This window comes from Micromonospora sp. CA-263727, assembly GCF_050942455.1.
Classification (GTDB): Bacteria; Actinomycetota; Actinomycetes; order Mycobacteriales; family Micromonosporaceae; genus Micromonospora.
The window spans coordinates 1,143,962-1,155,845 of the sequence record NZ_CP192031.1; the positions used below are offsets into that span (position 1 = coordinate 1,143,962).

Here is an 11,884-nt window from a genome sequence, read left to right on the forward strand (position 1 = left end):
CCGGCCCGGCCACGAAGTGGCCCCCGGCCGACCCGGACATGAAGCGACCCCCGGGGCTTCCGCGCTGAAGCGGGCCGACTGGACTGGGCCGGCACCCCGGGGGTCGGGTGGCTGTCGTGGTTTCGCCGCACCGCTGCCACACGGTCTCGACGACTCTTACTGCCCGCCCGCGCAGGGACGGATCACTGTCGAGGACAGCGGCTAGCGGACAGCCACCTCACGAGTCCGATTGCTATACAAGTCTGGACCACCTCCTTTCCCGTGTATGGTCACGCTATCCACCGCCGGGGCCAGCGGCAACGGATTTCGATCACATTCGCCGGGCCGCCCCGGGCGGGCCGCCGGTCAGGCCGGACCGATGCCGATCGGGCCCTCGCGGGGGCCGTCCGCGCTGGCCGGCTGCACCGCCAGCGACGGGAAGTCGGCCAGGTCGCCCTCTGGCTCGGCGTCCCACTCCGGGAAGACCAGGTCGCTCTGGAGGTAGAGGCAGAGCAACTGGGCCAGCTGGCGTAGCCCCTCCAGGTGGGTGCGCTCGTGGCCGTGCGTGGCGTCGACGCCGAAGCCGAGCAGGGCCACCCGGGCGTGGGCCCCCGCCTCCACCGCCGCCGCCACGTCCGAGCGGTAGTAGTCGAAGACGTCCCGGACCAGGTCCACGTCGTGCTCGCGGGCGATCGCCGCCAGGTTGCGGGTCAGGTGGTAGTCGAACGGGCCGACCCCGTCGCCCATCGCCAGGGTGGCGGCGTTCTCCCGGGACTGCTGGCCGGGGGCGACCACCGCGGCGTCCACCGAGACGATCTCGGCCACGTCCGGGTCGAGGCCGTGCGACGCGCCGTGGCCGATCTCCTCGGTCACGGTGACCAGCAGGTGCGCGGTGACCGCCGGCTTCACCCCGGCGTCGACCATCGCCTTCATCGCGGTGAGCACCACCGCCACGCCGGCCTTGTCGTCCAGGTGCCGGGACTTGACGTACCCGCTGGGGGTGACCGTCGGGTTGGGCAGGAACGCCACGAAGTCGCCCGCGTCGATGCCGAGTTCCCGCAGGCCGGCGATGTCCTCCACCGGCTCGTCGACGCGTACCTCGACCTGCTCCCAGCCGATGCCCTGCTCGTCGACCGCGTTGTTGTAACGGTGACCGCTGGCCTTGAGCGGCAGCACCTGACCGGTGGTCACCCGATCCAGGTCGTCGGTGAAAATCCGTACATGGGCCCCTTCGGCGAACCGGGCGCTGTGCGTACCGATCGGCTTCAGCTCCAGCCGGCCGTTCTCCTTCAGCCGCTTGACCATCCCGCCGATTGTGTCGGTATGCACCACGATCGCCCGGTCCGCCCCGGTCTCCCGCGGGCCGGGCAGGCAGGCGCTGAGCGCGCCCCGGCGGGTCAGCGTCGACGGGATGCCGATCGCCGAGAGGCGCTCGCCCACGTACTGCTGCACGTGGTCGGTGCGCCCCGACGGGCTCGGGATGTCCAGCAACTCGATCAGCACCTGGCCCAGGTAGTCCAGGTCGATCGGCAGCCGAGTGATCTTGCGTACGGTCATGCCTGAGATGGTGCCGCACCCGCCGGGGTCCAGAGCCGCTGCGGTGCCCGGGTCCCAGGGAAGAGGAGATCCACGAAACGCTCGGCGGTGGGCTGCGGCTCGTGGTTGGCCAGCCCGGGTCGCTCGTTGGCCTCGATGAAGACGTGCTCGGGTCGGTCCGGAGCCGGCGCCAGCAGGTCCAGCCCGGTCACCGGGATGTCCAGCGCCCGGCTGGCGGCCACGCACGCCTCGGCGATCACCGGGTGCAGCTCGCCCGTGACGTCGTGGATGGTGCCGCCGGTGTGCAGGTTCGCGGTGCGCCGCACGGCCAGCGTCTGCCCCTCGGGCAGTACGTCGTGCAGCTCGTACCCGGCCTCGGCGACCACGTCCCGGGTCATGTCGTCCAGCGGGATGCGGGACTCACCGCCGGTGGCGGCGGCCCGCCGACGGCTCTGCCGCTCGATCAGCTCGGCGACGTCGTGCACCCCGTCGCCGGTGATCGAGGCCGGCCGGCGTACCGCGGCGGCCACCACCTCGTGGTCGATCGCCACGACCCGCAGGTCCTCGCCGGTGCAGCGCTCCTCCAACAGCACCTCGGGGCAGAACCGGGCGGCCAGCTCGACGGCGGCGGCCAGCGCCTCGGGAGTGCGTACCCCCACCGTGATGCCGTTGCCCTGCTCGCCCCGGGCCGGCTTGACCACCACCTGGCCCACCTCGGCCAGGAACTCCGCGTCCCCGGAGCCGCCGGTGGCGGTGCGACCGCGCGGCACCGACAGGCCGGCCTCGGTGAGGATCCGGCGGGTGACCCGCTTGTCGTCGCAGCGGCTCATCGCCACCGCCGAGGTCAGCTCGGAGAGCGACTCCCGGGTGAGGATCGTCCGGCCGCCGCTGGTCAGCCGCAGCTCGCCCCACTCCGGGTCGGTCACCTCCACCCGGATGCCCCGCCGCATCGCCTCGTCGGCGACGATCCTGGCGTACGGGTTGAGCCCGTCGTAACCGGCGGGCATGGCCGGCAGGAACAGCCGCTCGTTGATCGGGTTCTTCCGCTTCACGCAGAGCGTGGCGATGCGGTTGAAGCCGAGCCGCTCGTAGAGCCGGATCGCCCCGGCGTTCTCGGCGAGCACGGAGAGGTCGACGTACGCGCGGCCCCGGGCGACCAGCCGGGCGGCCAGCTCGGTGATCAGCGCCTGGCCGGTGCCCGGCGGGGCCTGGTTGAAGTCGACGGTCAGGCACCAGAGGCTGGCACCGCGCTCGGGGTCGTCGAAGGCCGCGACGTGGTCGATGCCGGTGATGGTGCCGACGATCTCACCGGTCGTCGCCTCCGCCACCAGGTGCAGGAAGGGATCGGTGGCGGCGTTGGCGACCAGCACCTCGACCGGCGCGGTGACCATGCCGTTGGCCGCGTAGATCCGGTTGACCGCGTCCGCGTCGGCGGCGTCGCGCAGCCGGCGGATCCGTACCCCGGGCAGCTCCGGCCGGCCGTCGTCGGGCGTCGGCGTGTCGGCGGTGCCGGCCTCCTCGGTGGTCCCGGTGGCCTGCCCCGGGCCGCGCGGGTTGTCGCCGAGCGGCAGCCGGTAGGTCAGCGACGGGTCGATGAAGAGCTCGTCGGGCAGCCGGGAGACCAGCACGTGCGGGTCGCGCAGGTAGATGCAGATGTCCCGGGCGCCGGCCGCCTCGGAGCGCAGCACGTCCGCGACGGCGGCCTGGTCGGTGAAGGTCTGGCCGAAGACCAGCCGGCCCCAACCGCAGTCGAGGACGATGCCCTCGCCGGCATCCGGGCGTTCCTCGTCGCCGGCCGCGTCCGTGCCGCCGCCCGCGGCCATCGGATCACCGCCCGGCCCGACCCGCTCGTACCGCCGGCCCGCGCCCCGACCCCGGTCGGTCCGGGCCACCCCGGTTGCCAGGGTGTCGGTCACGGTCAGTCGATTCGGTGGCTCTGGAGCCACATTTCCAGGAGTCCGAGTTGCCACAGCTTGTTTCCGTTCAACGGGGTCAGTTCGGCGTTGGGGGCGTCGAGCAGGGCGTTGACGTAGTCGGCGCGGAACAGGTCGCGGCGGCGGGCCTCGGGCGCGCAGAGCGCGTCGCGTACCCGGTCGAGGAGCTTGCCCTCCAGGTGGGTGAGGCCCGGCACCGGGAAGTAGCCCTTCGGCCGGTCGATGACCTCGTGCGGCAGCACCCGGCGGCCGATCTCCTTGAGCACACCCTTGCCGCCCTGGGCCAGCTTCAGCTCGGGCGGGCAGGCGGCGGCCAGCTCCACGAACTCGTGATCCAGGAAGGGCACCCGGGCCTCCAGCCCGTGCGCCATGGTCATGTTGTCGACCCGCTTGACCGGGTCGTCGGTCAGCATGATCTGCGTGTCGATGCGCAGGCCCGCGTCGACCGCCGTCTGCGCGCCGGGCCGGGCCAGGTGCCCGGCGACGAACTCCCGCGCCGGGTCGCCGTCGGCGAGCCAGTCGGGGTTGAGCACCCGGGCCAGCCCGGCCGCGTCGCGGTCGAAGAAGGCCCGGGCGTACGTGTCGAGCGCCCGCTCGCGGTCGACCCCGGCCAGCGGCGGGTACCAGTGGTAGCCGCCCAGGATCTCGTCGGCGCCCTGGCCGGACTGGACCACCTTGACGTGTCGCGAGACCTCCTGGCTGAGCAGGTAGAACGCCACGCAGTCGTGGCTCACCATGGGTTCGCTCATCGCCGCGACGGCGGCCTCCAGCGGGGGTACCAGGTCCTGTGCGGCGACCCGGATCTGGTGGTGGTCGGTGTCGAAGGTCTTGGCGATCACGTCTGAGTAGCGGAACTCGTCGCCCTCCCGCCCGCCGACGGCGTCGAAGCCGATGGAGAAGGTGGCGAGCCGGCGTTGCCCCGCACCGGCGAGCAGGGCGACCACCAGACTGGAGTCCAGACCGCCGGAGAGCAGTACGCCGACCGGCACGTCGGCGACCATCCGCCGGCGTACGGCGGTGGTCAGCGACTCCAACAGCGCGTCCTGCCAGTCCTTCTCGGACCAGCCGGCGTGCCCGGTGTGGCGGAGGAACGACGGGTCCCAGTAGACCCGCTCGTGGCGGTCGCCGTCGGGTTCGTAGACCCGGAGGGTGGCCGGGGGCAGCTTGCTGACGCCACGCAGGATGGTGCGGGGCGGCGGCACGATGCTGTGGAAACTGAGGTAGTGGGCCAGCGCCACCGGGTCGATCGTGGTGTCCACGCCGCCACCGGCGAGCAGGGCGGGAAGAGTGCTGGCGAAGCGCACCATCCCGGGCGACTCGGCCACGTAGAGCGGCTTGATGCCGAGCCGGTCCCGGGCGAGCACCAGGCGACCGGTGTCCCGCTCGCTGATCGCCACGGCGAACATGCCGATCAGGTGGTCGACGAAGTCGAGCCCCCACTCGGCGTACGCCTTGACGACGACCTCGCTGTCTCCCGTGGAGAAAAAGTGGTGGCCCCTGGCCTGCAACTCGGCGCGCAACTCGCGGTAGTTGTAGATGCAGCCGTTGAAGACGCCGGCCAGGCCGGCGGCGGAGTCCACGATGGGCTGGCCGCTCGCGGCCGACAGGTCGATGATCTTCAGCCGGCGGTGACCGAGTGCGACCGGTCCCTGGGCCCAGACTCCGCTGCCGTCGGGCCCCCGGTCGCACATCGTGGCGGCCATCCGTTCCACCGCGGCGACGTCGGCGAGCGTCGCGTCCCGTCGGAACTCCCCAGCCAGTCCGCACATGCCAGCCCATGCTGCCAGAGGTTGTTGCGATTCGCCTGTTGAGACCGTGACGGTCGGGTAACAGCGCTGCTAGAATCCGCGCCCTCGCGATCAAGTTCAACGACACGACACCGGCGACGCCGGCGTTTCGTGTCGCCCTCGGCGCACTCGCACCGATCGACCCCGCCCCGGCGATGTGATATTTGCCGCAATCCCCGTCCCGGGTCCGGGGTCGGCGGGGGCTTGCCGGCCGAGAATCACTGATCGTCCACTCGGCAAGAGCCGAACGGGCGATCTTCGATGGTGAATATAGGGATGCGTCGACGCCCTGCGCCTCATACCGTCTGACCACACGCTGTCACCACGGGGGAGGATCAGTGCGTAGTTCTACGACTATGCCCTTAAGACAAGCAACGTCACATCAGATGCCGCTCAGAGCGCAGCGATGGATCGGCGCCGGGCTGGCTGTCGTTCTCGCCGTGACCATGGCGGACTGGGTCGTGGCCCGGCCTGCTGCGGCGGCGCCGGAGCCGGCTCCCGCGCCGGCAGCCCCACAGACGCTGGAGCGGCCCGACGAGGCCGCTGCGGTGCAGACCGCGCGGCTCACCGGCAAGAAGGTACGAATCAGCGGCATGACCTCGGAGACGTCGGAGTTCTGGGCGTTGCCGGACGGCCGGGTGGAGGCGGAGGTTCACCTGGGCCCGGTGCGGATGCGTGACGACTCCGGTGGCTGGCAACAGGTCGACTTCAACCTGGTCAGGCAGGCCGACGGTTCGGTCCGGGCGAAGGCCCACCCGAACGGGCTGCGGCTCTCCGGCGCTGCCGGGGCGGGCGAGCACGACCTCGTCACGGTCGGCCGCGCCGACGACGAGTTGTCCCTCGGCTGGTCCGGTGCACTTCCGGAGCCGGAGGTGGACGGTGTCCGGGCCACCTATCCGGAGGTGCGTCCCGGGGTGGACCTGGTGGTCGAGTCGACCCGGACCGGGTTCGAGCAGTTCCTGGTGGTCAAGAACCGGTCGGCCGTCGCGCAGGTCCGCAGCATCGCCCTGCCGCTGCGTGGCAAGGGGCTCAAGGCGGTGGCGGACGACCGGGGCGGCTTCGAGATCCGCGACGCCGGCGGCGAGACCGTCGGCGCGTCACCGGAACCGCTGATGTGGGACGCGCGGGTCGATCCGCGCTCCGGCGAACGGCTGCGCCAGACCAGGGTCGGCAAGAAGGTCGGCGCGGCCAAGGGTGGCCGTCTCGCGGTGACCCTCACCCCGGACGAGGCGTGGTTGACGGACAAGGCGACCACCTTCCCGGTGACCATCGACCCCGCGGTGACGCTCAAGCCCAACTACGACGCGTTCGTGCAGATCGGCTTCACCAGCGACCAGTCGGCGGCCACCGAGTTGAAGGTCGGCACGTACGACGGTGGCACGACGAAGGCCCGCTCGTTCCTCAGCTTCCACAACATGGAGTGGTTGCAGGGCAAGCAGGTCCAGGCGGCGACGCTGTACCTGTGGAACCACCACTCGTGGTCGTGCACGGCACGCCAGTGGGAAACGTGGCAGACCAGCTACGTGACCACCTCCGCCCGGTGGACGAACCAGCCGACCTGGATGAGGCTGCTCGGCTACACCACCGCGACGAAGGGTTACAACTCCTCGTGTGCCGCGGGCCGGGTCAACGCCTCGGTCACCGGGGCCTTCGCCGACCAGGCCAACGGCGTCACCTGTTGCAGCACCGTCAACATCGGGCTGCGGGCCGCCTCGGAGACGGACAACCTCGGGTGGAAGAGGTTCCACTCGATGGAGGGTGCGAACGACCCGTATGTGACGCTGACCTACCAGACGCCGCCGACCGTCACGGCGCGGGCGACCGTGCCGTCACTGGCGTGTGCGACCAACCCGAACACGCCGTACGTCAACACGAAGACCCCGCAGTTGCGGGCGCAGATCACCGACGCGGAGGGCTCGCAGGTGCGGGCCGAGTTCGAGTGGCTCACCGGCGGCGGCACCCGCATCGGCGGCACCACCGTCGGCCCTGCCGCGTCCGGTTCCTGGCTCACCGCCACGGTGCCGGCCGGTGCCTTTGCCGAGGGCAGCACCTACTCGTGGCGGGTCCGTGGCAACGACGGCAGCGCGAACGGCCCCTGGACCGGCTACTGCGCGATGATCATCGACACGGTTGGGCCGTCGGCGATGCCGACGGTGTCGTCGACGGCGTACCCGGCCGGTCAGTGGGCCGGTGCGGTGGGGACGGCGGGCAGCTTCACCTTCGGCGCCTCCGGGGTGGGTGACGTCACGGCGTACGAGTACGGGTTGAACGTGGACGCGCCGAGCCAGACGGTGAACGCGCCGAGCCTGGGTGCGAACGCGACGGTGTCGATCACGCCGACGGTGGACGGTCCGCAGACGCTGTACGTGCGGTCGCGGGACCGGGCTGGGAACCGGTCGGCGATCCGCAGCTACACGTTCAACGTCGGCTCCGGGGCAGTGACGGCACCGAAGGAAGGCGACATCACCGCGGCGAAGACCGCGATCACCGGCATCGGCCAGGCGGCGGCCACCGGGGTGACGTACCAGTGGCGGCGTGGTGACGCGGACGCGTGGGTGAACATCCCGACCGGGCATGTCACGGTCGCGGCCGGTGGCGGCGCGGTGACCTGGCCGCTGCCGACCAGCGGCGGGGGCAACTTCGCCAAACTCAACTGGGACGTCGAGGCCACCCTCGCGGCGGCGGACGCGGCCTCGATCCCGCGTAGCGGCCCGTTGCAGCTGCGGGGCACCTTCACCGGAGGCACGGGCGGTACGTCCAGCGCGGTGAAGATCACATTTGACCGGGACCAGGCGTCGGCGGCGTCCCAGCAGGTCGGCCCCGGTTCAGTCAACCTGATCACCGGCAACTACACGCTGGCGGACACCGACGTGTCGGTCAGCTCTTTCGGCAGCGACCTGACGGTCACCCGCTCGTACAACACCCGGCGGGCGGCGGAGACCGACGCGGCGAACATGTTCGGCCCCGGCTGGGTCTCCGGCACGGTGGTCGAGGAGGCCGAGGCGCCGTACACCTCACTGACCGTCTTCGGTTCGCTGGTGCAGGTGGGGTTGCCAGAGGGCGAGACGATCGGGTTCACCAAGCGGACCGCGACCGCCTTCGACCCCGAGATCGGGATGGAGTTCCTGAAACTGGTCTACGCCAGTGGCAGCGACTCCTACACCCTGACCGACGGGGACGGCAACATCGTGGTGTTCAGCCGCGTCGCGGGCACCGCGGCCGGTAAGTACTTCCCGACATCGGTGACCGCGCCGGGTGACACCGAGAGCACCACCCTCAGCTGGGAGAAGACCACGATCGCCGGTAAGGAGATCGTCCGGCCGACCCGGATGCTCGCCCCGGTCGCGGCCGGGGTCGACTGCACCACGCTCGTCAAGGGTTGCCGGGCCCTGACCTTCACCTACGCCAGCACGGCCACCGCCACCGGGACAGGTGAGAGCCAGTGGGGTGACTATCCGGGCCGGGTCAAGGAGATCGCCTTCACCGCCTGGGATCCCGAGGCCACCCCGGCTGCGATGCGTACCGTCGCGATGGCCCGCTACGCCTACGACAACGCTGGCCGACTCCGCGCCGCCTGGGACCCCGGCCTCGACTGGAGCGACGAGGGCGGTGTGCGTCACCTGTGGAGCCGTTACGCCTACGACGGAGACGGGATCATCAACACGGTGACCCCCGCGGCGGAGGAGCCATGGCAGCTGTCCTACACCACCCTGCCCGACGACCCGGGTAAGGGCCGCCTCAAGGCGACTTCCCGGTCGGCGCTGAACGCCGGCACCGCGACGACGACGGTGGTCTACGGGGTGCCGACCTCCGGTGCGGGCGCGCCGTACGACCTGTCCGGCGCCCAGACCGCGCGGTGGTACCAGAACGAGGCACCCACCGACGCCACCGCCGTTTTCCCCGTCACCCAACTGCCGGGCGGAAACCAGGCCGCCGGCACGATGCCCACGTCCTGGGAACGCGCCCTGGTGATCTACATGGACGCCAACGCCCGCGAGGTCAACAGCGCCGAGCCGGGTGGCCACATAGCGACCACCTGGTACGACCAGTGGGGGCACGTCACCCGGGAACTGACCGCGGGCAACCGCAAACGTGCGTTGGACGCCTCGCCCACCGACAACGCCAGTCAGGAGGCGGAGCTTGCCCGTGACCGGTCCACGCTCAACGAGTACTCCGGGGACGGGCAGCGGCTGACGGCGACCTGGGAACCCGGCCACGAAGTGATGCTGGCCGACGGCAGCGTCGAACGAGGTCGCCCCTACACCACGTACACGTACGACGAAGGCGCGCCCGGCACGGGTGGGCCGTACAACTTGCTCACCACGGAGGTGCAGCAGCTGCGGGTGTGGGACAACAACATCGGCGGCTGGGTCACCCACGACCCCCGTACGACGAAGACCCAGTACGACTGGACGCTGCGCCAGCCGACCGCCACGATCGTCGACCCGGCTGGCCTCGCTCTGACCACCCGTACGCGTTACGACGCCTCGGGGGCGGTTGTCGCGACCACCGCGCCGGGTGGCGGCGGAACTGAGACGACGCCGTCGACCCAGGTGGTGGTCTACTACACCGGCACACCCAACTCCGCGTTCCCCGAGTGTGGGTCGCGCCTGGAGTGGGCGGGTCTGGTGTGCCGAACCCATGCCGGTGGCCAGGCGGCGACAGGCCCGCAGGTACCGGCTCGGGTGCTGACCTATGACATGTTCGGGCTGCTCCGCACCGCCGTCGAGAAGACCACGACGGGTGTGCTGCGCACCACCACGATCACGTACGACAGCGGGTACCGCCCGCGTGAGACCAGGGTGGAAGCGCCGGGCCTCGGCGAGCCGGTGTCGACCACCCGGAACGTCTATGACGTGGCGACCGGACAGCCGGTCCGGACCCAGTCGATCACACCCGGTGGTGCCGTTGCCGCGCAGGTGATTCGCGGCTACGACACGCTCGGCCGGATGATCTCGTACACCGACGCGGACGGGAACGTGTCCACCGTCGTCTTCGATGTGGCCAACCGGCCGACCAGCGTGAGCGACGGCCGGGCCACTCGGACCATCACCTACGACACCGGCGGCGAGCGGCGCGGCCTGCCGACCGCTGCGACCGACTCTCAGGCCGGACAGTTCACCGCGACCTACGATGCCGACGGCGCGTTGGTCGGCGAGAACTGGCCGAACGGGGTCCAGATCACGATCGGCAACAACGAGTCCGGGACGCCCGCGTCGATCAACTACACGCAGCCCGGCTGCGGTCAGGACGACTGCACCCTGTACACCGAAGCCCGGTGGGGCGACGCACACGGCCGGATCGTCCGCCGTACGTCGACGCTGTCCGGGCAGAGCTACAGCTATGACCGGGCAGACCGGCTCCGGTCGACGGCCGACACGATCGGTGGCCAGTGCACCACCCGTACCTATGCCTTCTCCTCCGCGACCAACCGGACCGGGATGGTCTCGTACGGCTGGGGTGCGGACGGTGTCTGTCAGACCGATTCGGTGTCCGCGACGCGTTCGTGGACGTACGACGCCGCCGATCGGGTGAACAGTGCCGGCTACAGCTACGACGCCCTCGGCCGCACGTTGACCATGCCCGCGGCGGACAGCGCCATCGCCGATGGCGGTGACCTACAACTGGGCTACCACGTCAACGACATGGCTCACACCATCATCCAGGGAACGCGCAGCGCCACCTACACCCTGGACGTCATCAACAACCGGTTCCGGTCCTGGCACGACACCGACAGCGGCGTCACCAGGCGTCACCACTACAGCGGGGACGGCGACAGTCCGGCCTGGACCGACGAGGGCGACAACACCATCTCCCGACCGATCGTCGGACTCTCGGGTATCGCCGGGGTGTTCAGCACCGCGGGCGGCCTTGTCTGGCACCTCACCAATTTGCACGGCGACTTCGTGGCCGGCATGACGGAGACCGAGCCGGGCCTGGCGTACACCAGCGAACAGGCCGAGTACGGCCAACCGCGCGATGCCGACGATGCCGGCTCGCGCCGTTACGGATGGCTCGGTTCGGCCCGGCGAGCCGCCGACACCCCGGGCGGCCTCGTCCTGATGGGTGCGCGCCTGTACGTATCCGGCACCGGCCGGTTCCTGTCGACCGATCCGGTGGTCGGCGGCAGCTGCAACGACTACGAGTACGGCTGCGGCGACCCGGTCAACAACATCGATGTGACTGGCTGCAATGTGTGCAAGGTGAGCATGCGGTCGACGTCCAAGAGTTGGCCGTGGTGGCGTAGCGCACGTAACGGCGACCGGGTCACCGGCAAGTGGGTGCACCTGTCCACCACCGCGTGGCAGGTCGGTTCGTGGCGCAACAGGCAGGACATCCTTGACCGGCAGCCCTGGCGCTTCATCTTCTACTGGGCCGGGAAGCTCGTGAAGGTCAAGGCCCTTTACCACCAGGACCGCTGGCAGACGGTCAGGCGGGCCCGCTGCATGTTGATCATGAGCGGCGGCAAGTGGTACGCGTGGTACGAAGTCTGGAGCGAGAAACGCCGGCAGTGGCGCGACCGCTGGGTCTACGACGTGTCCGGGCTGTGGACCTTCTCCGAGACGTCGGTGTGGATGAACAGATCATCGATCAACACCTACCAGAGGTCCCGGTGGTACGCCGGTTGGTAAAGATGTAGATGGGACG

Annotated in this window: 4 protein-coding genes; 1 reads left to right on the top strand and 3 read right to left on the bottom strand. The window is 70.5% G+C overall.

The genetic code is table 11. The features are described from left to right. Nucleotides 1–345 precede the first annotated feature (345 nt). From ACQPYA_RS05380 to ACQPYA_RS05390, 3 genes are read right to left on the bottom strand one after another with little or no spacing between them, the layout of a single operon-like run. Nucleotides 346–1,536, bottom strand: a complete 1,191-nt coding sequence (locus ACQPYA_RS05380; RefSeq protein ID WP_433531530.1) for an osmoprotectant NAGGN system M42 family peptidase — start codon at nt 1,534–1,536, stop codon at nt 346–348. Next, the gene (gene ngg, locus ACQPYA_RS05385; protein WP_433531531.1) at nt 1,533–3,431 is read right to left on the bottom strand and encodes an N-acetylglutaminylglutamine synthetase; all 1,899 of its coding nucleotides are present in this window, start codon (nt 3,429–3,431) and stop codon (nt 1,533–1,535) included. Before ngg ends, ACQPYA_RS05380 begins: the two co-directional genes overlap by 4 nt. A gap of 2 nt (nt 3,432–3,433) precedes the next feature. Continuing rightward, nucleotides 3,434–5,218 (bottom strand): N-acetylglutaminylglutamine amidotransferase, encoded by a 1,785-nt coding sequence (locus tag ACQPYA_RS05390; protein ID WP_433531532.1) that lies wholly within the window; start codon nt 5,216–5,218, stop codon nt 3,434–3,436. 404 nt (nt 5,219–5,622) lie between these two features. On the opposite strand from ACQPYA_RS05390, the gene ACQPYA_RS05395 reads away from it, so the two are divergent. Continuing rightward, entirely contained in the window at nt 5,623–11,868 is a 6,246-nt protein-coding gene (locus tag ACQPYA_RS05395) for an RHS repeat-associated core domain-containing protein (protein ID WP_433531533.1), read from the top strand. Nucleotides 11,869–11,884 lie beyond the last annotated feature (16 nt).

What these genes read in the sequence shown, in the direction of transcription:
- ACQPYA_RS05395 (WP_433531533.1), top strand. Translation starts at nt 5,623, where the DNA reads ATGCCGCTCAGAGCGCAGCGATGGATCGGCGCCGGGCTGGCTGTCGTT.
- ACQPYA_RS05390 (WP_433531532.1), bottom strand. Translation starts at nt 5,218, where the DNA reads ATGTGCGGACTGGCTGGGGAGTTCCGACGGGACGCGACGCTCGCCGAC.
- ACQPYA_RS05380 (WP_433531530.1), bottom strand. Translation starts at nt 1,536, where the DNA reads ATGACCGTACGCAAGATCACTCGGCTGCCGATCGACCTGGACTACCTG.